Annotated in this window: 21 protein-coding genes; 4 read left to right on the forward strand and 17 right to left on the reverse strand. The window is 66.2% G+C overall.

Features of this window, described 5'->3' with window-relative positions; all coding sequences use genetic code 11:
* Window positions 1-77 precede the first annotated feature (77 nt).
* The 7 genes from NS6_RS10860 to NS6_RS10890 all read right to left on the reverse strand — a co-directional run bounded on the left by NS6_RS10860 (window position 78) and on the right by NS6_RS10890 (window position 7,598).
* Window positions 78-2,252 (reverse strand): leucine-rich repeat domain-containing protein, encoded by a 2,175-nt coding sequence (locus tag NS6_RS10860; RefSeq protein WP_210746805.1) that lies wholly within the window; start codon window positions 2,250-2,252, stop codon window positions 78-80.
* Between the two features lie 311 nt (window positions 2,253-2,563).
* On the reverse strand, window positions 2,564-3,478 hold the full coding sequence (locus tag NS6_RS10865; RefSeq protein ID WP_068040185.1) for an NAD(P)-dependent oxidoreductase: 915 nt from the start codon (window positions 3,476-3,478) through the stop codon (window positions 2,564-2,566).
* Entirely contained in the window at window positions 3,475-3,852 is a 378-nt protein-coding gene (locus NS6_RS10870) for a carboxymuconolactone decarboxylase family protein (protein WP_068040187.1), read from the reverse strand. The genes NS6_RS10865 and NS6_RS10870 overlap by 4 nt, the downstream gene beginning before the upstream one ends.
* Window positions 3,853-3,898: 46 nt before the next feature.
* The gene (locus tag NS6_RS10875; protein WP_068040189.1) at window positions 3,899-4,705 is read right to left on the reverse strand and encodes a TauD/TfdA dioxygenase family protein; all 807 of its coding nucleotides are present in this window, start codon (window positions 4,703-4,705) and stop codon (window positions 3,899-3,901) included.
* A 91-nt stretch (window positions 4,706-4,796) separates the two neighbouring features.
* Entirely contained in the window at window positions 4,797-6,221 is a 1,425-nt protein-coding gene (locus tag NS6_RS10880; protein WP_068040609.1) for an aldehyde dehydrogenase family protein, read from the reverse strand.
* A 22-nt stretch (window positions 6,222-6,243) separates the two neighbouring features.
* Window positions 6,244-6,843, reverse strand: coding sequence for a hypothetical protein (locus NS6_RS10885; RefSeq protein WP_157112688.1), 600 nt, complete (start codon window positions 6,841-6,843; stop codon window positions 6,244-6,246).
* Window positions 6,844-6,971: 128 nt separating this feature from the next.
* The gene (locus tag NS6_RS10890) at window positions 6,972-7,598 is read right to left on the reverse strand and encodes a TetR/AcrR family transcriptional regulator (protein ID WP_068040192.1); all 627 of its coding nucleotides are present in this window, start codon (window positions 7,596-7,598) and stop codon (window positions 6,972-6,974) included.
* Between the two features lie 117 nt (window positions 7,599-7,715).
* Between NS6_RS10890 and NS6_RS10895 the strand changes: the two genes are divergently transcribed.
* Window positions 7,716-8,663, forward strand: coding sequence for an SDR family NAD(P)-dependent oxidoreductase (locus tag NS6_RS10895; protein ID WP_068040612.1), 948 nt, complete (start codon window positions 7,716-7,718; stop codon window positions 8,661-8,663).
* Window positions 8,664-8,668: 5 nt separating this feature from the next.
* On the opposite strand, the gene NS6_RS10900 is transcribed toward NS6_RS10895, so the two are convergent.
* On the reverse strand, window positions 8,669-9,322 hold the full coding sequence (locus NS6_RS10900) for a TetR/AcrR family transcriptional regulator (protein WP_068040194.1): 654 nt from the start codon (window positions 9,320-9,322) through the stop codon (window positions 8,669-8,671).
* A gap of 112 nt (window positions 9,323-9,434) precedes the next feature.
* Here NS6_RS10900 and NS6_RS10905 point away from each other — a divergent pair, with 112 nt between their 5' ends.
* The 3 genes from NS6_RS10905 to NS6_RS10915 all read left to right on the forward strand — a co-directional run bounded on the left by NS6_RS10905 (window position 9,435) and on the right by NS6_RS10915 (window position 13,921).
* A complete protein-coding gene (locus NS6_RS10905; protein ID WP_068040196.1) occupies window positions 9,435-10,784 on the forward strand; it encodes a long-chain-fatty-acid--protein ligase in 1,350 nt (449 codons plus the stop codon).
* Window positions 10,781-12,214, forward strand: a complete 1,434-nt coding sequence (locus tag NS6_RS10910; RefSeq protein WP_068040197.1) for an acyl-CoA reductase — start codon at window positions 10,781-10,783, stop codon at window positions 12,212-12,214. Before NS6_RS10905 ends, NS6_RS10910 begins: the two co-directional genes overlap by 4 nt.
* Before the next feature lie 159 nt (window positions 12,215-12,373).
* On the forward strand, window positions 12,374-13,921 hold the full coding sequence (locus NS6_RS10915; RefSeq protein ID WP_068040200.1) for an AMP-binding protein: 1,548 nt from the start codon (window positions 12,374-12,376) through the stop codon (window positions 13,919-13,921).
* 221 nt (window positions 13,922-14,142) lie between these two features.
* Here NS6_RS10915 and NS6_RS10920 read toward each other — a convergent pair whose 3' ends face one another.
* Genes NS6_RS10920 through NS6_RS10960 form a run of 9 tightly spaced genes read right to left on the reverse strand, consistent with a single transcriptional unit; the run spans window position 14,143 to window position 22,411 of the window.
* On the reverse strand, window positions 14,143-15,180 hold the full coding sequence (locus tag NS6_RS10920; protein ID WP_068040201.1) for a phosphotransferase: 1,038 nt from the start codon (window positions 15,178-15,180) through the stop codon (window positions 14,143-14,145).
* Complete coding sequence (locus NS6_RS10925) at window positions 15,177-16,250, reverse strand: phosphotransferase family protein (protein WP_068040203.1); 1,074 nt, start codon at window positions 16,248-16,250, stop codon at window positions 15,177-15,179. Before NS6_RS10925 ends, NS6_RS10920 begins: the two co-directional genes overlap by 4 nt.
* A gap of 17 nt (window positions 16,251-16,267) precedes the next feature.
* The gene (locus NS6_RS10930) at window positions 16,268-16,960 is read right to left on the reverse strand and encodes a TetR/AcrR family transcriptional regulator (RefSeq protein ID WP_084470930.1); all 693 of its coding nucleotides are present in this window, start codon (window positions 16,958-16,960) and stop codon (window positions 16,268-16,270) included.
* 13 nt (window positions 16,961-16,973) lie between these two features.
* Complete coding sequence (locus tag NS6_RS10935; RefSeq protein WP_068040206.1) at window positions 16,974-17,408, reverse strand: nitroreductase family deazaflavin-dependent oxidoreductase; 435 nt, start codon at window positions 17,406-17,408, stop codon at window positions 16,974-16,976.
* A gap of 33 nt (window positions 17,409-17,441) precedes the next feature.
* Window positions 17,442-18,689, reverse strand: a complete 1,248-nt coding sequence (locus tag NS6_RS10940) for a cytochrome P450 (RefSeq protein WP_068040208.1) — start codon at window positions 18,687-18,689, stop codon at window positions 17,442-17,444.
* Window positions 18,690-18,694: 5 nt separating this feature from the next.
* Window positions 18,695-19,474 (reverse strand): SDR family NAD(P)-dependent oxidoreductase, encoded by a 780-nt coding sequence (locus tag NS6_RS10945; RefSeq protein ID WP_218024261.1) that lies wholly within the window; start codon window positions 19,472-19,474, stop codon window positions 18,695-18,697.
* A gap of 5 nt (window positions 19,475-19,479) precedes the next feature.
* Window positions 19,480-19,704: a ferredoxin gene (locus NS6_RS10950; protein ID WP_068040212.1), complete on the reverse strand. Its 225-nt coding sequence runs from the start codon at window positions 19,702-19,704 to the stop codon at window positions 19,480-19,482.
* 1 nt (window position 19,705) lies between these two features.
* Window positions 19,706-20,914, reverse strand: coding sequence for an amidohydrolase family protein (locus NS6_RS10955; protein WP_068040616.1), 1,209 nt, complete (start codon window positions 20,912-20,914; stop codon window positions 19,706-19,708).
* 27 nt (window positions 20,915-20,941) lie between these two features.
* Window positions 20,942-22,411, reverse strand: a complete 1,470-nt coding sequence (locus NS6_RS10960; protein ID WP_068040214.1) for an aldehyde dehydrogenase family protein — start codon at window positions 22,409-22,411, stop codon at window positions 20,942-20,944.
* Window positions 22,412-22,416 lie beyond the last annotated feature (5 nt).

Genomic DNA, 22,416 nt, shown 5'->3' on the forward strand with positions numbered 1-22,416 from the left:
TCGGCAGCACCTTTGGTGTTCCGGCGAGGACGACCGACCGGTGGCCCTCGGAGGCGTCGCGGGCGGCAATCAAGGGGTCATGTTCCGATCCGATGGATCGTTCCGCCTGAGGTGGTAGGGGCCGCGACGGTGTCGCCATCGATCATCCGGCGGGCGTATTCGCGCGCTTGGGCCAGGGATGCGTCGTGTTTGGTGAATCGGTTGGAGCGGAAATCTCTGTCGTTTCGCTTGTGGTGGAATCTGGTGACGTCGCGGAAGAAGTCGTGAGTCTCCAGCTCGTCGTCGTCGGCACCTGGATCGCTGGGGATCCAGAGCTGTTCAGGACTCAGGTGGGTGACAAATGCAACGAGGACAGGCCATAGGGCGGGCGCTGATGTCGCGTCGTCGATCAGGTGTGCAGGTAGCCCTGCGGTGTGCCGGGCTTCATGGTATTCGTCGATGAGGCCGAGGCGGATCGAGTCCAGGCCGGGAAACGCTGCAGGGTCGAGTAGTTCGGCAGGGGTCCGGGTGTTGTAGTCGTATTCGCGTACGCGGGCGTTCCAGCAGTCTTGCTCCAGGTCGAGCTCTAGTAGTCGTTGGGCCGCGCGGGATGTAGCCAGTGCGATAAGGCCACCATCGTCGATGATGTTGTCGTGCAGGTTGAGCTCCCACAGCTGCGGGAGCAGCGGCCAGAAGGCAAGCTTTCGTGCCCCTCCCGACCCGACGCTGTTGTATGCCAGCGAGATACTGCGGAGCTGAGGGGCGGCCGGCGTCGATACCAGTTCGGCGATGTCACTGGTGTCGAGGCCGCACTCGGTGAGATCGAGCGTGTGCAGTGTGTGCCACAGGGGCGCGTCCTTGAATGCCGCAGACCAGAGGCCCATCGGGTTGTGGGAGAGGTTGAGAACAGCCAGTTGCTGTAGCCGGTCGGATCTCATCACGTTGAACAGCCCGTCCGGGCCGAGCCCGGTAGCTGAAAGATCAAGATGTTTCAGCCTCGTCGCGTTCGGGGATTCAGCCCAGGCTGTCGCGCCGTCATCGCCGATCGGCTGGACATCCGGAGAATCGTAGTACGGCGAGTACGCGCGCTCTCCGCTGAGGTCCAGGTGCTCGAGCGCCGGCATCGCGACGTCCACCGCCAGCTGCTGCGCACCCTGCTCACCCAGTCGATTACAGCTCAGATCGAGGTGGCTCAAGCGTGGGAAAGCACCTACACCGACGAAAGCCGCCGCGGTGAGATCGGTCGCGAAGACGTCGGCGAGCGTCAACTTCTCGATACGGTCAGGATCCACGCCCGCCACAAGATGCGCAACGGCCGCGTCCCCGAACGGTGATGCCACCACGTCGAGTTCGGTCAGCTGCCGCAGTACGCCACTGGCGACGATAGCGTCGACACCGCGGGCACCGAGCCCTTCACGACCGGCCTCCCCGCTGGCACCAGTGATTTCGAGGCTGCGCAGGCTCGTGAGATTCGCCCGCGTGAAGAACACATGGCAGGCGTCGTCATCCTCCTCGATGACGTTACCGAGATACGGCCCGGACCGAGGAAAGGTTCCGTTGCGGCCGCAGCGGAATCGGATGGTCAGTCGCTCGAGCCTGTCCAGTTCGGTGCACTCGGCGAGCTCGTGTGCCTCCTGCACGCTCCCGATGCACACATCGACCGAACACAGGTCCGGCACCAACCCACAACCCATCACATGAATCAGATCACCTACTCGCAGGCCTGCGTGGCGCAACCGCCACGCAGGCCCTGGTGTGGGTCGGAATATCGAGTAACCGCCGACATCGAGGTCCAGGGATTCGAGCCGTGTGACAGCTGAAGAACCAGCCAGTGCCGCAAGAGCCTCTCCGTCGCTCTCGTTCCACAGGCCGCCGATACGGATAGCCCGCACGTTGTCCCAGTGGTCCAGAGATTCGACCAATGAAGCCAGCTGTCCGCGCGCGTACCGACCAAGATCCAGGTGCGTGATGCCACGAATTTCCGGATGCGAACGCGGATCCGGAAACGCGAGATCAACACCGCCTATCGGTTGACCCGATGTCGGTGCCAGCGACTTGACCAGCGGCCATGCCGGTGTGGAGAAGCCGGCGTCCAGCGCGGCGATCCAGGACCATGGCGCTTCACGCATCTCGGCAGGCCATGCGGCCAAGCGCTGATCACAGTGCGAGACGAGGTCCTCATGATTGGCGGCACGACCGATCGCAGCGCAAAGAGCACGGAACGCGATCTTGCTGGATGTGCCGCCGAGAATCTGCTCGATCTCGGCGGACACGTCTCCAGCATCGGAAAGGTTTGGCATGATGTTCCCCTCGCGATGAACCGATCCAGATCTTGTGTGAACGATGCTCAGAGCACCATCGCCCCGTGGCTGTGTCCGTCCACATCCAACAAATCCGACTCAATCTAGCCAACTCCGGTGATGAATCGCCCCACCAGCGGGAAGCCCGTCCCTGCCACACAAGCAGACAGTTGTGGGAACTGGACTTGCACGACAGCCTCATCGGGGACGACGGTCTGATCGAGCCGGCCACATCCCGCAACACTCGCGTGGTTGCGCGATTGCCCTCGGCAGGCTCGTGCGTGTCAGCGCCTGCGGCGGTCGTCTCGCCCGTCGACGATCACGCCCGCGGCCGATTCGAGTGGCTTCACAATGGTCGTGAAATCGGCGTCCGGTCCTTGGGAGTCCGTGGTCTCTTCCCAGCGCCGGGCCACCGCTTCGGCGAGTTCGGTCGGAGTGCCGAGTTTCGCAGCCTCCCGCAGGTAGAGCTGGACGTCCTTGGTCATCAGTCCCGTGGCGAAGCCGAAGTCGAAGGTGCGGGGCAGCACCGCACGGGGGAACTTGTCGCGGCTGGCGTGGGTTGCGCCCGAACCGGCGTTGAGTACGTCGATCATCACCGTGGGGTCCAGGCCGGCCTTCACACCCATCACCATCACTTCGGCGGTCGCGGCCAGTGTGGTGGCGGCCATCAGGTTGTTGATCAGCTTCATCGTCTGGCCGGCGCCGGGCTCGGTGGCCACGAGGAATGGCCGGCCCAGCGCTTCGAGAAGAGGTGTGACGGAGGCGAACTCGTGCTCGGGCCCGGAAGCCATGAGGGCGAGGGTGCCGTTGCGGGCCCCCGCGGTGCCGCCGCTGACGGGACAGTCGAGCACGGCGATACCGCGTTCGGCGAGCAGCGCGCACAGCTGCCGGGCGGTGTGCGCGCCGATGGTGGAGAGTTCGACGACCCGGCGTACCCGGGACCCGTGGATGATGCCCTCGCCTCCGGTGGCGACCTCCAGCGAGGCCCGCGGCGTCGGCAGGCTGGTCAGCACCGTCTCGGCGCGGTCGGCGACGTCGGTGGGGGAGGCCGCCGCCGTGGCGCCGAGCGCGACCGCCCGGCTCATCGGCTCGGGTCGGGCGTCGAACACCACGAGCCGGTGCCCGGTTTCCCGGAGCCGCGCGGCCATCTGGAATCCCATGTTGCCCAGGCCGATCAGGCCGATGTGCGTGTTGTTCATCGGTCGCTGTCCATCTCGGCGAATGCTTCCCGGGCGATCCGGAAGCTGTCGACACCCGCCGGGACACCGGCGTACACGGCGACCTGTAGCAGCACCTCACGGATCTCGTCGCGTGTGACACCGTTGTTGAGCGCTGCCTTGACATGGGTGCGTAATTCGTGCGGCCGGTTGAGTGCCGAGATCATGGCGAGGTTGAGCATCGACCGGATCTTCGGTGAGAGGCCGTCGCGCCCCCACACCGCTCCCCAGCAGTACTCGGTGACGAGGTCCTGCAACGGCTTGGTGAAATCGTCGCCGGCGTTGCTACCGACGTAGTCCGCGCCGAGCACCTGGGCACGAATCCGGCGACCCCTGTCGTAGGTGTCCTCGTTCATGGGTGTTCTTCCTGCCTGTCGGGGGCCGGACGGTCGCGGGCGGGGTTCAACTCCATGCTTCTTCGCCGGCGATGGTCGTGCGGTGCATCGTTCGCTCGGACGCCGGATCGTAGGGTAGGGCCCGATGCAGCATGCCGGTGTTGTCCCAGATCACCAGGTCGCCGACCGACCATTCGTGGGTATAGCGAAAACGTGGCTGGGTGGACCACTCCAGCAGTTCGTCGAGTAGTTCGCGGCTCCGGTCGGGGTCCATGCCGACGATATGGTCGGTGGTGGCGCCGATGACCAAGGACCGCCGGCCGTCGCGTCGCTGCCACACCAGCGCGCTCTCATGGGTGGGGATCCGCCGCCATCGGGCGAGCTGCTGTTCGGTGGGATCGGGGTTCACCGCGCGCTGCGCCGCCTCGAGACTGTGGACCACACGCAGGTCCGCACAGCGTGTGCGGTCACGCTCCGGCAGATTCTCGTAAGCCGCGTAGGTGCTGGCGAATTCGGTGCCGCCGCCGACCATCGCCACATGCCGTGCGGTGAGCATGGTGGCCTTCGCGGGTATCCGGTTCGTGGTGTCGTCGATATGCCAGCAGAAGGTTCCCCTGAGATATTCGGCGGTGGGGTTCTTGCCGGGGTCCAGCGAAACGGTGAAGATCTCTTTCCCGCCGGGAGCCAGTACGGTACCCAGTTTGCGGCTCAGCTCGAGCTGGGCCGAGTCGTCGAGGTGGGCACCGCGAATCAGCAGTACGCCGCGCCACTTGATCGCCTCCCGGATCCGGGCGACGGTGGCGTCGGACAGCAGATCGCCGACATCGATCAGTTCGGCTCCGAGTTCGGGGCTCAATGCCACTGTTTCTGTCATCGGAACACGTCTCCTAATACTGTTGCGTTGTCCTTGTCGCGGTGGCGGGTGCGGCAGGCCGATGCGCCGAGTAGGTGGGAGCCGCGGGCTCTCACAGTTTCACCACAACGGTTTTGGTTGCCGTGACCGCATCGAGGGCCGCGACGCCCTTCTCCCTGCCGTACCCGGATCTCCGGAATCCACCGAACGGCAATTCGACACCACCGCCGGCGCCGTAGGTGTTGACGTAGACCTGCCCGGCGACGACCTCGGCCGCCAGCCGGTGCGCGCGGGACAGGTCCCGCGTCCACAGTGCTGCCAGCAGTGCGTAGTCGGTGCCGTTGGCCAGGGCGAGTGCTTCGTCCTCGCCGGCGAAAGTATTGACGGTGAGTACCGGCCCGAAGATCTCTTCCTGCGCGACGGCGGCCGCCGGATCGACACCGTCGATGAGCGTCGGTGCGAAGTAGGCGCCGTCGGCCAGATCGCTACCGCTGGGCGCGGCGCCGCCACACAGGATTTCTCCCCGGGTAAGCCCGGCCACCATGGTGGCGACCCGTGCCTGCTGCTTTCGGGAGATCAGTGGTCCCAGCGCGGGATCGTCGGAACCGGGCCCGATGGTGACCCGGGCGAACTGCTGGAGCACCTTCTCCACCAGGGCGTCGTGGACCGATTCCGCTACCAGCAGCCGCGAACCCGCCGAACAGGTCTGTCCGGCATTCTGCAGAATCGCCTTCGCGACGAATTCCGCCGCGCTGTCCAGATCGGCGTCGGCGAAGACGATCTGCGGAGATTTTCCGCCCAGTTCCAGGACGGTCGGTACCACGCGCTGGGCGGCGGCACGGGCTACCTCCGAGCCTATCCGGGTAGATCCCACGAAGCCGAGGAAATCGATTCCGGGGTGGGCGGTCAGCGCGGCACCGGCCTCGGCCCCGATACCGGTGACGACGTTGAAAACTCCGGCCGGCAGACCGCACTCGACGGCGATCCGGGCGAGTGCTACTGCGGTGCGGGGTGTTTCGTCTGCGGGTTTGGCGACGACGGCGTTACCCGCCGCGATCGCGGGCGCCACCGCACGGGCGATGAGCTGGATCGGATAGTTCCACGCCACGATATGTCCGGTGACTCCCAGCGGTTCGCGTCGGGTGTAGACGTGGAGATCGCTGTTCAACGGGATGGTCTGCCCGTAGTAGGTGTCGATGGCGTGCGCGTAGAAGCGGAAGTATCGCGCCGCGACGGTGACATCCGCGCGCGCCTGGCTCGCCGGTTTACCGGTGTCCTCGCATTCGTACCGTGCGATTTCGCCATGATGGGTATCGATCGCGTCGGCGATCCGGCCGAGGACCGCCGACCTGTGTTCGGTTGTGGTGGTGCGCCAGTGGCGGAGCGCGCGCCGAGCCGCGCCGACCGCCCGGTCCACCTCGTCCGGTCCGCCGCGTGCCACCGGCCCCAAGGACCGGGATGTCGCGGGGTCGATGTTGTCGTATACCTCGGCGGAGGGCACGGCGGTGCCGTCGATGAACGATTCCGTAGCAGGCATGGGGTTCACCTCGCGATACCCGTCACCCGACCGGCCATCCGGTGCGAGCCTGCGGCGCGGACCGGGAGGTGGCACGGGTGCAGAAACTCTCGGTGGGCGCGACGGCATCGACCTCGCCGCGGACCACGCGCAGAGCCTGTTGTTTGAAGACGCGGGCGGCGTGGCTGAGCCGGTGTGTGGTGGATTCGGCTCGGTCGCCGGTCATCCCGGCGTACTGCTGCCCCCAGGTCGAGACCTCGATCGTTCCCCGGTCGAGGCACTCCTGAACGCGGCCGCGCAGCCTGTCTTCGGCGGCCATCAACGCCCCCGAAATCGCCAATGCCTGCGGCTGTAGCACTCGCCGTCGACCGAGTACGGTGTCCAGATCGATTGCGTCGGCCCCCAATATCCGAGCCGGCCGCGGATTGTCGAGTTCGCCGGCGACCACCGTGACCTCCCAGCCGGCCATCGAAAGATCGAATATCGCGCCGCCCGCTGCGCTCACCGCATCGTCCATGCTGATCCCGAGTACCGCCAGCTGCGGCCGTAGGCCCCAGTGTGCCCGGCCGTGGATGTAGGTGAGGGCGGCAACCGGTGTCACGTTGTTCTGGGCCGTCGGGAGCGTCGGGGCGGACGGAGTCATGGGTTCTCCCTCGTTGTGGGACGACGGATCGCCGCGCACCGGAGGACGGCGCGCTTAAAATATCCTGATCCGTATACTTTTACTATAAGGCCCGGACGGCGGGAGGGTGACCGTTTTCGGGTGACACTTCAGCGGGGCGTGGCCCCGCGGAGGAAAAGCCGGACGGCGTGCCGGAGATGGCGTTGCTCTTGTTGCGCCGAGCGGAAGAGGCCGAAATCGGCCATCCTGCCGGGAACCAGCTCCACCATCGCGAGGAACTGTTCGGCGGCCAGCTCGATATCCTCGACGTCGATCGTGCCCTCGGCGGTGCCGCGGCGCAGTATCCGCACGACCGCCCGTTGCCGCCCGGACCACATCATCGAATCCGTGCTGATCGCGAATTCCGGAAACCTGGCCGACTCGTTCATCGCGATCCGCATCAGCCGGACATTCTCCGGGTCGAGTGCGCGGTCGAGCGCCACCCGGCCGATCTCGAGGAGTGCCGTCTCGGGGTCCTTGTCGTCGACGGCGGGGTCGTCCTCGGGCGACACATACTTCGACAGCGCCCACGGAATGACATCGGCGAACACGGAACGTTTGTCCGGATAGCGCGCGTACAGTGAACGTTTCGTGATCCCGGCCTTCCGGGCGATGGCTTCCATCGTCGCCCCGTCGTAGCCGGACTCGAGAAATATGGCGACCGCGGCCTCGCGGACTGCCCGGTTCAGCTTCTTGGCCTCGGCCTGTGTGGGGCGGCCGCGTCTCGTCTCCACCATCAGGGCAGCCTACCGTTCCGCAGCGATATAATATCCTTCTTAGTATACTTTTCGGAGAGGCCGTTCCGCTTCGCCGGCACGGTGTGTAATCCCTGCCTCACCTGGATCGGAGTGTCGATGACGATTCCACCCACGATCGAACGCGCCGGGCCTGGTTCGCGCCCCACTGCCGAGGGGGTCGTTTCCGGAGCGGATCTGACCGGCCGCACCTGTGTGATCACCGGGGCCTCCTCCGGGCTCGGCCTGGAATCCGCACGGGTCCTCGCCCGCGCCGGGGCCCATATCGTCCTGACTGCCCGGCGTCCCGGTGCTGCCGATGAGGCCGCCGCCGAGATCCGCCGCGAGGTCCCCGCGGCACGGTTGTCCACCGTCGGCCTGGATCTGGCTTCGCTGGACGGGGTCCGGGCAGCCGCCGCACGCATCACCGAACTCGCCCCGGTCATCCATGTGCTCATGAACAACGCCGGAGTGATGTTCACCCCGTTCGCCCGCACCGCCGACGGTTTCGAGTTGCAGTTCGGCACGAACCATCTCGGCCACTTCGAACTCACCCGTTTACTCCTCGACCGGCTGCGTGCGGCCGAGGGCGCCAGAATTGTCAACCTCGCCTCGGAGGGGTACCGGATCGCCGACGTCGATCTGACCGATCCGCACTGGGAGAAACGGGACTACGACAAGTTCCGGGCCTATGGTGCGTCCAAGACCGCCAACATCCTGCACGCCGTCGAACTCGACCGGCTGCTGCGCGCGGACGGAATCCGGGTCTGCGCGGTGCATCCCGGCAGGGTCGCCACCCGGCTGGCCCGGCATTTGACCCGGGCCGATGTGGCGGCGATTCCGGTCGAGCGGGCGGGGCCGCCCCGCCGGCCCGATCCCGAACCGGGCGTTCTCACGCCGCAGGAAGGTGCGGCGACCCAGGTGTGGGCGGCGGTACATCCGGAGCCGCTGGGCCTCGACGGCGTGTACTTCGCGAACTGTGCGGCCGAGCCCGAAATCGCGGGTTATGCGGTGGACCCCGAGCGGGCCGCGGAGTTGTGGGAGTTGTCCGAACAATTGTGCCGGTAGCGGGTTCAGCGTGGATGGAGGCCGTCGAGTAACAGGCGCACCATGAAAAGGATGCGCTCGTCCAGTTGTTCGGGACTCGGCACGCGGCCCGCCTCGATGCTGCGTACCTGGGTGCCGACGACCATGCTCATGAATGCGCGCGCCGCGAGACCGGAATCTGTGGTGGTGATCTGTCCTGCGTCGGCCGCGCGGTCGAGTACCTCGGCGACGAAAGCGACGACCGGGCCGGTGTTTACTGTGTTGCTGAGGGCGAATAGTTCGGGGAAACGCAGGTTTTCGAGAGCGAGAATCCGGTGCAGCCGGCGGCCGTTGGCGGTCATGGCCTGACCGATTCGGAGTCGCGCGACCGCCTCCAGTGTCTCGGCCAGGTCACCGTTGTCCAAGCGCTCCAAGGTCTCTCGCGGTACGGCCTGTGCTTCTATTGCGCGCCGGACAGCAGCGAGGAACAGCGCGGCCTTCTCGGGGTAACGCGCGTAGACGGTGCGTTTGGCCATATGGACTCGGGTGGCGATCATCTCGACCGTGGTCTGTTCGTAGCCCTGTTCGAGAAAGAGGTCCAGTGCGGCATCCAGTAGCTCGAGCTGTCGCGCACGGGCTTGTTCGTGTGTCGGGCGTCCGGCTCCCCGGGGCCGGTCGCGCCCTTCGCTCGTCGTCTCCACGGACGTCAGTTCACCGTATTCGTTCCCTGGGTGTCGACCGGGGTGCTACATTAATGACACCTGACGGGTGCTATTAATCGCGGGGGATACGTGATTCGCGAAGGGGTGGCCCATGACTACGGCCATAGAACGATTGACAGACCTTGCCGATGATCCGAACCGGTTCGATCACTCCGCCGCCGAGTTGCGGGACGTGCAGATCGCGGCACTGGACGAGCGCTTCCGGGAACGGCGGGAGCGCATCGGATTACTGAAACACCGCGCGGACGAAGCGGATGTCACCGAGGTCGCCCGGCTCGAGGATGCGGTCGCGCTGTTGTTTCCGCATTCGGTCTACAAGAGCTATCCGGAGAACTTCTTGACCGAGCACCGCTGGGACCGGCTCGGCAAATGGCTGGGCACCCTCGCCTCCCATCCCATCGCCACGATGGAGACGAGCGATATCGCCGGAATCGATCTGTGGATCGAGCGGTTGGGCGATGCGGGTCACTATGTGTCCTGTTCGAGCGGGACAACCGGCAAGCCCGCGATGCTGCTCGCATCCGGGGCCGATATGGACTGGTCGCGTCGAGATACTGTCAACCTGTTCGCCTGGGGCTCCGGTGTACAGCCGGCCCGGGACAGGCGGATGATGGGGCTCGGTATGACCGCGATGGTGCCCAAGAACGTCATCATCGGTGTAGCACAACAAGAGGCATACGGTGATCCGGGCAAGGAGCGTTTCCGTTTGCCGATCTCGCCTCTCACGGTCGAGGCGATGACCGGCCAGGTGCGGTTACGCCGGAAGATCACCGACGGTACCGCGCTGCCGGAAGAGCTGGCCGCCTACGAGCAGATATCGGCGCAACGCCAGGAAGAACTCGACCGGGCGCTGGTCGCCGGCGCCGACGCGATGATCGAACACCGCTCCGAAAAGCTCTACGTGTCCGGTATGTGGAACATCCTGTATCAGGTTGCCGCGCTGGTGCGGAAGCGCGGGTTCGGGGCCGCCGATTTCCATCCCGACAACTGCATCTATGTGGGCGGCGGCCTCAAGCGGGCCCAACTGCCTTCCGACTACCGGGAATTCGTGTACGAAACGTTCAATATTCCGTCCGGCCGGGAATTCCAGAACTACTCCATGCAGGAACTGAATTCGGGAATGCCGAAATGCCGCGACGGCAATCGCTATCACGTCCCGCCCTGGGTGGTGCCCTTCGTGCTCGACGACGCGGGCGAAACTCTGCTGTCCGACGGCACGGGTGAAGTGGAAGGGCGTGCCGCCTTCTTCGATCTATCGCTCGACGGACGCTGGGGTGGGATCATCACCGGCGACCGGATCGTCGTCGATTTCCGGCCGTGCGCCTGCGGAAACAAGGGCGCCTCGATCGCCGATTCCATCGTCCGCTACGCCGATATCGCCGGCGACGACAAGATCGGCTGCGCCGGAACGGCCGACGCCTACGTACGGGGACTCGCATGACCACCATCGAATCGCAGCACGCCGGCGGCACGGCGCTGTCCGCACCGTTCTTCTTCCGCGGCGAGGTCGTCGAGGGAGCCGGCGCCGTGCACCGATCACGGGACCTCGGAGTTTCCTTCACGACACCCGAGATCGACCTCGACCGGGCCGTACCGCTACGCAGCGAGGTCCCGCCGCTACTCGATGTAGCGCTGGACGATATCGTCGACTTCCTGGTCGAGGCCGGACAGCGGATCCGCGACCCGCGCAGCCCGTTCGTCCGCGACTGTATCGATCGGATGTCGGCCACCCATACGTTGCCTCGTGCGCAACTCGAAGCGCAGGTGGTAGGTGCGGCAGGCTATTTGGACAAGCGGGTGCTGCATGCGGTGGTCGAGCAGAACTTTCCCGATCCGAAAGCGCTCGACGGGTGGGTCCCCAAACGGGATTTCCTCGGCCGGAAGAGCTTTGTCCGGGCCTTCGCGCCCCGGCTGATCCACGTGCTTCCCGGCAATTCGCCCGGGGTGGCGGTGAAATCCATCGCCCAGGGGGCGCTGGTGAAGGGGGTCAATCTGTTCAAGATGTCGTCCAGCGATCCGTTCACCACGGTGGCCATCCTGCGCACCATGGCCGATATCGATCCGGAGCATCCGGTGGTGCGGTCGATGTCGGCCGTCTACTGGCGTGGCGGGGACGCGGCCGTCGAACGAGTACTCTTCCGCCCGCAGTACTTCGACAAGATCGTCGCGTGGGGTGGCGGCGATGCCATCGATAACGTTGTCAAGTATCTCGGCCCGGGATTACAGCTGGTGTCCTTCGATCCGAAAACCTCGATTTCTATGGTCGGCCGGCAAGCCTTCGATACCGAGGAAACGCTCGACTGCGCTGCCGGGCTCGCCGCCGAGGACGTCATGGTGCTGAACCAGGACGCCTGCGTCGCGAGCCGGTTCGTTTTCCTGGAGGCGGACGAGGAGAACGCGGACCGGTTCTGTGACCGGCTGTACCGGCGGATCGCCGAGCGCGCGGCCGCCGCCGGTGGCAACCGGCCGCTGGACAGCGAGCTGAAGGAGCAGATCCGGACGCTCGCGCTACTCGACGATGAATTCCGGGTATGGGGCGCAACGGACGGTACGGGCGTGGTGATCCGCTCCGAAGCCCCGGTCGATTTCCATCCGGTCGGCAAGACCGTGAACGTGGTTCCGGTGCCCTCGCTCGACGAGGCGATCCGCCATGTCGGTGTGGCAACGCAGACCGTCGGATTCTTTCCCTTCGACCGGATGCCGGATTTCCGTGATCGGCTCGCGGCCGGCGGCGTGCAGCGCATCGTTCACCTCGGGGAAGCCGGTCCGAGTACGGTCGGCAATCCGCACGACGCGATGTATCCGTTGCATCGCTTCGTCCACTGGATGGTTCACGAAGACGGGGCAGCTGCGATACCGATCGGCGAATAGCGCGGAATCGGCCCCGCGAAGGAGAATGTGATTCTACTATTAAGTAGAGTCACATTTCCCACCGGCGGCCGGGATGCCCCCGGCTTCCGGCGACCCTGTTTACCGGCAACACCGCCGTATGACACCGGCGTACGCGTGCCGGGTGGTTGGAGTTTCACTATGCGCACAATTCCCCCCGAGCTGGCCGCACGGTACGAGGAGCAAGGGTGGTGGACCCGCGACAGCCTGGGTGATCTGCTGGCCCGCGGTCTCGCCTCCGCTCCGGACACCACTTTTCGCGTCCATTCCGATATCCGGCCCTACTCGGGCACGTTCCGTGAGGTCGAGCTGGTAGCGCGCCGGTTGGCGAAAGGTCTGCAGGACCGCGGTATCGAGCCCGGGGATGTCGTCGCGCTCCAACTACCCAACTGGATGGAGGCCGCGGCAGCCTTCTGGGCGGCGTCGCTGCTGGGCACGGTCGTGGTGCCGATCGTGCACACCTACGGCTCACGGGAAGTCGGCCATATCGTGGACACGGTGCGGCCCAAGGCATTCTTCGGCGCCGAATGTTTCGGAAACCTGGTGTACGACCCCGCGGTCTACGCCGATGTGCCGATCGTGGGTGTTGTCGGTGGCAGCGACCCGCACCGGAATTTCGACGCGTTGCTCGCAGACGAGCCCGTTCCCACTGTGGCGCAAGTGGATCCGGCCGGCCCCGCCGTGGTCGCCTTCACCTCGGGTACGACACAGGTGCCGAAGGGGGTCGTGCACAGTCATCGCACGCTCGGCTGCGAGACCCGGCTGATGGCGCAGCGCTTTCCCGACGATCTGGGACCGTTGATCAATGCCGCACCCATCGGCCATTTCATCGGAATGCTATCGGCGCTGCTCGTCCCGGTCGTGGAAGGTGTCTCCATAGACATCACCGATGTCTGGAATCCCGGACGCATCCTGAACCTGATGACCACCCACGGCGTCAGTCTGGGCGGCGGCGTGCCGTACTACGTCACCAGTCTCATCGACCACCCGGACTGCACCCGCGACCACCTGGCGCGGCTGAGGTATCTCGGTATGGGTGGTGCTCCCGTTGCCGCGCCGGTGGCCGAGCGGCTGACCGATCTGGGCCTGACGGTATACCGGTCCTACGGCAGCACCGAACATCCGTCCATGACGGCCTCCCATTGGCGCGCGCCCCGATCCAAACGGCTCTACACCGACGGTGCTCCGCAACCCGGCGTCGAGATCCGGTTGACCGAGGACGGCGAGATCCTCAGCCGCGGACCGGATCTGTGCCTCGGATACCTCGACGAGGCCCTGACGTCGAAAATGTTCGACGACGACGGCTGGTACCGCACCGGCGATATCGGAACTCTCGATGCCGAGGGCTATCTCACCATCACCGACCGCACCACGGACCTGATCATCCGCGGCGGCGAGAACATCAGCGCACTCGAAGTCGAAGAAGTATTGCTGACGGTCCCCGGCGTAACCGAAGCGGTGGCGGTCGCCGCGCCCGACGCGCGACTGGGCGAACACGTCGCGGCAGTACTGCGGCTGCAACCCGGCACGACCGCGCCGTCGCTCGAGGATCTGTGCGTCTACTTCGCCGACGCCGGCCTGGCGAAACAGAAGTGGCCGCAGGAGGTCCATGCGGTCGACGATTTCCCGCGTAGCCCCAGCGGCAAGGTCCAGAAGTACAAGATCCGGGAAAGCCTCGCCGAGCGCTGAGCCGGTGCCGGCTTTCGTCGTGTCTTCCGGATCATCCGGCGGACGTGCTCGCGAGCTGCTGCCGGGCCGGTCCTGGTGACACCGCGGCGGACGGCGCAGATCCCGGTTCGCTCCGGGCCGTCACGTCCTGCACTCGGCGCCGGCAACACCGACTGCCGGCCGAAAGACGAAGTTCCGGGGAGCCGAGCACCTCTCGGCTCCCCGGAACTCGTTATGGGTTTTCACACTTCGAGGAGCTCGAGGCTTTTGTGCCGGGCTACCGCCGTGGCGAGCCGGCCGGTGAGGTGCTCGACAATCGGCCGCTCGACCGCTCTGGTCATCGACCACAGGTAGAACCCGTACGGCAGATGTGCCCGGTACATCCACCAGGCCCGGTCCCGATCCGGCGGTTCGACCCCGTGGGCGGCCAGCCGGTGGAGGTAGTGATCGAGCAGGTCGCGCTCGGTGCGGGCGAGCTCGTCCGGGTGCAGCACGGTTGCCAGATGGTAGGCGACGTCCTGGGCCCAGTGGCCGCTCTGCACAACCTGCCAGTCGATGAGACCCGGGCTGCCGTCGGGCATCTCGTAGATATTTCCGGCGTGCAGATCACCGTGGACCAGGCACCGCGCGGACGCGGTGCCGAGGGTATCCATCGCGGCCATGGCCGCCAGCAGCCGGTCCGCGCGGCGTACGTCCGCCCGGATACCGGCCGCCCGGCCGTCGTCGAGTAGCGGTTGCAGCTTGTCGACGGTCATATGCCCGGCCAGCGAGGCCAGGCGGGGCGGAAACAGCCCGTTCGCGTCAGGACGCCTGCCCTCCCAGGTCGCCGCATGCAGGGCGGCGAGCTGATCGAGGGTCCCCGCGGCCTGATCGGCACCGAAGCCGACCAGGGGATCGAGGAACCGGGCGCCCACCGTCACCAGGTCGTGCATGAGGACCAGCGCGTGTCCGGTCTTCTCGTCCACCGCGGCGTGCACGCACGGGGGAGTGCGCACGGGAAGATCGTGTGCGAAATCCCGGTAGAAATCCGCTTCCGCCCGTGACCCCCGCCGCCACTGCGGGTTGAAATATCCCTTGGCGCACAGGGCCGGGGGCGCGCCGGCCGGATGCGCGTAGGTCACGCGGAAACGTAGTTTGGTGGCCACTGTTTCGATCCGCTCGACCACCTCGGTCGCGGCCGGGACCGCGCCGGGGTGGCCGGATTCCAGCACCGTGGCGAGCCATTCGGGTGACAGGACGACCGCTTCGTCGAACGGTGCGGGGTCGGCCGGTGTCCTCACAAACCCTCCTGCGGTTCCGCAATCCCCACCAGCTCGCAGGCGCGCCGCAGGAAGGAGTACCGGCGGGTGCCGGTGTCGACCAGTGGCAGCCGCAGGACCCGCCGGGTACGGAGACTGAGCAGACCCGCTTTCACGCAGGCGAAGACCTCGTGCCAGAGCAGATCGCCGGCATGTAGCCCGGTCAGGTCCTGCCACAGGTCGATGGTCTCGTCCCTGGTTCCGAGGCCGTCGAGCCGGGGGACGCCCAGGCCGGTGCTGTGGGCTTCGTCGAACACCAGCCACCACGCGAGGTCGGCGACCGGCCCCGCCATCGATGCCTGTTCCCAGTCCATTACCGCGGAAACCCGGAAATCCGTGCCGAAGACGATATTGCCGATACGGGCATCACCCCACGACAGCCCGGGAACCGAGTCCGCCGGCCGATTGTCGGTGAGCCACTGCAGCAGCGCACGGACGGTGCCGGGAACGTTGTCCTCCATCGTCCAGTGTGCGTGTGCGCTCCAATAGGCGAGTTGCTGCTGATCGCCCGAGACGCCGTATTCCGGCCGGTCGACGAAACCGACCGTATCGACGGGTACCCGATGGATTGCGGCCAGCTGGCCCATCGCGTCTTCCCACAACGTCCGCCGCTGGGCGGGGGTGGCCTCCGCAAGGAAGCCGGACATGTTGTACACCGGCATACTCACCGGCACCGAGCCGGTGACCCGTCGCATCAGGTAGAACGGCCGGCCGAGCACCGACGGATCTTCCTCCAGCCACAACGGTTCCGGCACCCGTACTTCACTGTGCTGCCGCAGCGCGGCGAGGATCCGGTGCTGAATCCGGAACCTCGGATCGAGAAACATCTGATGTTCGGCCGCCGGTGCGACCCGCAGAACCACCTGCTCGATGCCGCGCGCGGAATGCACCCGGACGAAGACGGTCTCGTTGGATACTCCGGCGCCCTGCGGGTAAGCCGGATCGTCGATCTCGACGGCGGTGATCTCGTCCCGTGCCGCCAGCCACGAATGCAGGATCGTGGCGGTGGAATCGAGATCACGACCTTTGGGAAATACAGGCGCGTGCTTCATTGCTGGTGCCCCGTTACTTATTCAGGTGGACGACCCCCGAAGGCGGTCGAACAGAATGACCACAATTTTTCGGTGACAGCTTCGATGTTCTCGCGCGGCGCATACGCGAAATGGTGGTACACCGACATCACCAGATTCACCGCCAGCCAGGCGTCGGCGGCGGGGTCGTTCGGGTGCAGCAGTCCCGCGTCGGCCGCGGCCCGCAACTCCCGCTCGACCAATTCGGCGAACGGCTGGTTCACCTGCGCCATCTCCTCCGGAAATATCTGGTAGAGCCGCCAGTGCTCGGCGGTGATGAACTGCCGGGCGGATCCGCCCTCATCGGTGCGCAGCGATCGCAACGCCGCGAGAATATAGAAACGTAAGCGCGCCACCGGATCCGGCAATTCGGCTGCGGCTGCCGCCATCTCGGCCATCCGGTCGGCGATCACATCCTCGAGGACAGCGAGTAGGAGATGGTCCTTACTGGGGAAATGCCGGTAGAAGGTCTGCAGGGCGATCCCCGCCTCCTTCGACAATTCCTGGGTCGTGAAGGCGGCCCCCTTGACCTCGATCAACCGCTGCGCGGCCGCGACGATCGCCTGCGCCTGCTCGATGGTGCGAGCCCGTGACCGCCGGACCGACTGTGATTGATCCGCGGCCCGGTCGGCCCAGCCGGGCGGTGCGGTGATCGGGGCGTCGGGTCGGGTGGGCCTCTTGGGTGTGGACACGCCTGAAGTCCTATCACGACGGGCTGAGCACGACGAGCGGGATAACGCGGCTGGTGCGGGTCTGATAGACGTCGTAGTTCGGCCAGTATTCCGTGGCGAGTGCCCAGAGGCGCGGTCGTTCGGCCGGGGTGGCGGTGCGCGCCGTCACCCGGACCCGCTCCGCCTTGATCTGAATCTCCGCCCCGGGATTCGCATCCAGGTTCAGGTACCACGCCGGATGCTTCATCGCCCCGCCGGCCGAGGCCACGACCAGGTAATCCGCACCGTCACGGCCGTAGATCAGCGCCGATGTACGCGGTCGGCCGGTTTTCCGGCCGGTGGTCGTGAGCAGCAGGATATGGGCGCCGTTCCACACGTATCCGACCTCGCCGCCGGTCTCCTCATATCGGGCGACGTGGGTGGCCCCGACCAGACCGAGGTCCGGCGGCCGGTAAACGGGTTCGCTCATCGAAGTTTCTCCTCTTCCCAAGGGCCGATCGGTTCAGCCGAAAACCACGGGTATCTCGGTCGGCCCACGCTCGTACATTCCGATGAAACGGGTAGGTTCGGCGTCCGGGTCGGCCCGCAGATTCGGCAGCCGGTCGAGCAGGGCGCCGATTCCGGTCGTCATCTCGGCCTTCGCGACATGCATGCCCAGGCAGGCGTGGGCTCCGCCGCCGAAGGCGAAAGAGGGCCGCACCCGCCGAGTGATGTCGTATTCGTCGGGGTTGTCCCACCGTGCGGGGTCTCGGTTCGCCGCTCCGATGCACAGATGCAGGACCGACCCCGCGGGTAGCGATACACCCTGCAATTCGGTGTCGCGGGTGACGTACCGGGAGAACATCGGATCGGTCGGTGTCCAGCGCAGTGCTTCGTCGATGGCGGGCCGCAGCAGTGACCGGTCCGCCGCGACCGCCGCGAGTACGTCCGGCCGCTGTAGCAGCGCCGTCAGCGTGATCCCCATCTGTTTCCAGGTGGTGCCGGATCCGGCGGCCAGCAGCAGAACCACGAAGGAGTGGATCTCGGCGTCGGTGAGCCGCTGTGTGGTGCCGTCCTCGCCTGTCAGTTCGGCCTCGACGAGCACGCTGATGAGGTCGTCGCGCGGTGCTTTCCGGCGCTGCGCGACGATCGGCCGGATCAGCTCCACCACCGCGTCCGGCCGGCCGAGCGCCGCCCGGAACTCCAGCGCCTGTTCGACCGGTACGCCGAAGCTGCCGGTAATCGTCAGTACCGGGATGGCCGCGCAGAAATCGACATTCAGTTCGGCCCGGCCGTCGCGGGCGAAGCCGTCGATGAGCTGCTGCGCGGTCTGCTCGATCCAGTTACGTATCCACCATTGGGCCTTCGCGGGAACGAAAGAGGGCTGGACCAGTGCCCGGTAGCGCCGGTGCTGCGCCCCGTTCATCGAGATCATGCTGTTGAGGGCATCGAGTTTGCCCTTGTTCGGATCGACCGGTTCCGGTGCGGAGGCGAACAGGTCGGGGTTGCGGTAGGCGGTATCGCAGGCGGCGAAACCGAACGCCGAGAAATGCGGGCGGTCGGGCTGCGGCAGACCACTGAACAGCGCCGGGCCCGGGTATCCGGTCAGCTCGTGCACAGTGCCCGGATGCACCTCGGATTCGGCGCGCAGCCGATGCCAAACGGGATAAGGATCCTCTCGATATCCGCCACCCGTCTGCGCCAGGTAGGCGCCGCGTAGATCGAACAATTCGCGAACTCGGTCGCGATCCAGGGTCGGTGCAGGTTTCATTCGGTTCACCTCGCCACGTATCCGCCGTCGATCGGAAACAGGACTCCGGTGATATTCGCGGCGCGATCGGATACCAGGAATACAGCTGCCTCCGCACAATCCTCCGCCGTGATCGGGCGCCCGAGAGGATGGTTCGCGGCGGTACGTTCGGCCATTCTCGCGGTCATGTCCGCGCTGTCGTCGAGCCCACCTGCCGCCATGAAACCGGTAAAAGGCATCCCGGCCGGGCACAGGGCATTGGCACGGATCCCGAAGGGGGCACCCTCGATCGCCACCGCCTTGGTGAGCTGGTGCACCGCACCTTTGGTCGCGGCGTAAACCGCACCGCCCCAGGCGACCAGGCCCGCGACCGATCCGGTATTGAGGATGACGCCGCCACCGCCCTGGCGTTTGAACTGGAGAACGGCATAGGTGCAGCCGAGGAATACTCCGCCGATATTCACCGACACCAGGCGTTGAAAATCCTGGAAGGTGTGGTCCTCGAGCGCGGCTCCCAGGCGCGGTGTCGGGATGCCGACATTGTTGAAGACGATATCGACGTGACCGAACCGGTCGGCAGCGGTGGCGATCATCGCGGCGACATCCTGCTCACGCGTGATATCGGTGTCGGCCGCGACCGCCACCCCGCCCGCGGCCTCGATCCGGTGCACTGTTTCCTGTGCCCGGTCGAACTGGATATCGGCGCAGACGACCGAGGCACCTTCCTCGGCGAATCGCTGGGCCGAGGTGGCGCCGACGCCGGATCCGGCGCCGGTCACCACCGCGGTTTTTCCTTCGAGCAGCACGTGGCTCACCCTTCTCGATCGTCAGTGGCGATATCGGTGATCGCCAAGCTCAGTGCCCCGGTCGGGCAGCTGTCCACGGCCGTACGGACCTGCTCCACTGGATCTGCCGGCGGATCGCACAGAACCGCCAGCCCCTCGTCGTCCTGGGTGAAACTGCCCGGCGCGTAGGCGGCGCAGACCCCGCAGCCGAGGCAGCGTGTCCGGTCGACCTGGACACTCCAGCCCGGCATCTCAACCCGCTGCCCGGACCGGCGGCCGGGCCGGCGTGAACCGGTAGAGGCGCTCGGCGTTGCCGCGCAGGATCTTGTACTGCGTCGGCTCCGGCAGATGAGCGATCTGCTTTTTCACGACCTCGAGGCAGTTCGGCCAGGTGGAATCGGAATGCGGATAGTCGGTTTCGCACATGATGTTGTCCTCGCCGATTTCGGCGATGCTCGCGATACCGTGCGTATCCTCGATGAAACAGCCGAAGATATGGTCGCGGAAGGTCTGGCGGATATCGAGGGTGTCGAGGTCGACGCCGTGGCTACCGGCGTGGTCGCCCCAGTTCATGCCTCGTTTCACCCAGTGCCGCTGTTTGTCCAGGACCTGCTCGGCGCGCTCCAGGAAGTACGGCATCCACCCGATCTCGCCTTCGGACAAGGCGATCTTGAGATTGGGGAAGCGCTGGAACATCCCGCTGAACAACCAGGACAGCATCGCGCCGGAGGTCCGGGTCGCACCCCAGGACAGGTTGGCCAGGAACGGGGCGTCCTTCGAGATCTGCGGAACTGTCGAGGACGAACCGACATGCATGGAGAGGACCAGGTCCAAGTCGTTGGCCGCGGCCATCACCGGGTCCCAATAGCCGCTGGGATCGTGGATCGTGGGCAGGCCCAGCGGTGCGGGGTTCTCCGAGAACGCGAAGGTGGTGGCGCCTTTCGCGGCGCACCGTTCCAGCTCCTTCACAGCGAGCTGCGGATCCCACAGCGGGATGAGGACGAGCGGGATATAGCGGCCCGGAGCCGCGCCGCACCAGTCCTCGATCACCCAGTCGTTGTAGGCCTTCAGGCAGACCAGCCCGAATTCGCGGTCGCCGGCCTCCATGAACAGCTGGCCGCAAAAGCGGGTGATCGTCGGGAAGCAGAGGGAAGCGAGGATTCCCGCCCGGTTCATATCTTCGATGCGCGCGGCCGGGTCGTAGCAGCCGGGCCGCATCTCGCTGTACGACAGCGGTTTCGGACTGAACTCCTCCTTCTCCTTACCCGCGACCGCGCTCAGTCCGGAACTCGGGAACCGTTTACCGTCGTAAACCCAGCAGTCCACGCCGTTGTCGTCGAACTCCATATGCGGAGCACGGTCCCGGTCGGCGCGCGGTACGCGGTCCACCCACAAGTTCGGCGGTTCGAGGATGTGGTCGTCGACCGAGATCAACCAGTCGAGTGCGAGATCGGTGGACATCATTACTCCTTCGGGTCGGGCGGGCGTTCAGCGGAGTTCGCCGATGACGAGGTGTTTGACTTCCTGGAAGGCCCGGATACCGTCCGGGCCGCGTTCGCGGCCGAGGCCGCTCTGCTTGTAACCGCCGCTGGGGGCGTAGGCGCTGAACAGTGCGGTGTTGACATTGACCGCGCCGGTGCGCAAGCGGCGCGCGACGTGCGTGGCGGCTGCGGGATCGCCCCCGTACACCTGACCGGACAAGCCGTACGGGGAGTCGTTGGCGATCCGCACGGCATCGTCGATATCCCGGTAGCCCAGCACCGACAGGATCGGGCCGAAGATCTCCTCCTGCGCGGCAGGGTTACCGTTGTCGGGAACGTCCAGCACGGTCGGCTCGAAGTAGTATCCGCGCGGGAAGCCGGTGGGCCGCCCGCCGCCCCGCACCACGGTCGCGCCCTTGTCGACGGCGCGGTCGACGATTCGCTCGCACCGCTGCCGTTGCGCGGAACTGATCAACGGGCCGATGGTGGTCGACGGATCGGCCGGGCCGCCGACGACGAGACCGGCATAGGCCCGCGAGACCAGCTCGAGCACCTCGTCCTTGCGTTCCCGCGGTACGAGCATGCGGGTCGCGGCGACGCAGGCCTGCCCGGCAGTACCCGCGATCACGGCAGCGGCCCCGGTCGCGACCTTGCCGAGGGCATCATCGAGGTAGATCTGGGCCGATTTGCCGCCGAGTTCGAGCGCGACCCGCTTGAGTGTGGGTGCCGCCTGCGCCATGATGCTGCGCCCGACCGCGGTCGATCCGGTGAACGACACCATATCCACAGCGGGATGAGTGGTGAGTAATTCTGCACCGGCGGAACCGGATTCGACCACCACGCTGAGCACCCCGCGGGGCAGCCCGGCCGCCTCGGCGGCAGCACCGAAGATCAGCGACGAGATCGGGGTGAGCGGACTCGGTCGCAGGATCACGGAATTGCCCGCCATGAGCGCGGGAACGAGCTTCTGCAGCGCCATGATGAACGCCGCGTTGTACGGAGTGATCGCCGCGACGACACCTACCGGTTCGTGTCTGCGGAGGCTGAGCCCCACCCGTCCGCGGATCAGTTCGCCGACGGGGACCGGGTTGGATTCCTCATGCGCTATGGACAGGTAGAGGTCGATCATGCCGCGCGCCATGGCCAGCCCCGAATGGAATTGGGAGCGTTCGGCGAACATTCGAGGCTGCCCGGCCTCGGCGACCATGGTGGCCACCAACGGCTCCCGCATCGTCTCGAGGTACGACAGCAGTGCACCCAGCACCCCGGCCCGTTCCCTGGCGGGCATATCGGCCCAGATGCCGCTGTCGAAGGCGCGCCGGGCCTCGCGTATTGCGCGGTCGATCTCGGGCAGGGGAGTGGCCGGGATCTCGGCGACACGGGACTCGTCGGCAGGGTTCTCGACGGTGAAGGCTTCGCCACCGGTCACCCGGTCGCCGGCGATGTACGAGTGGTGTTCCGTGAGAATGTTTTCCATGAGGT

This window comes from Nocardia speluncae NBRC 108251, from assembly GCF_001613245.1.
GTDB classification, from domain to species: domain Bacteria; phylum Actinomycetota; class Actinomycetes; order Mycobacteriales; family Mycobacteriaceae; genus Nocardia; species Nocardia speluncae.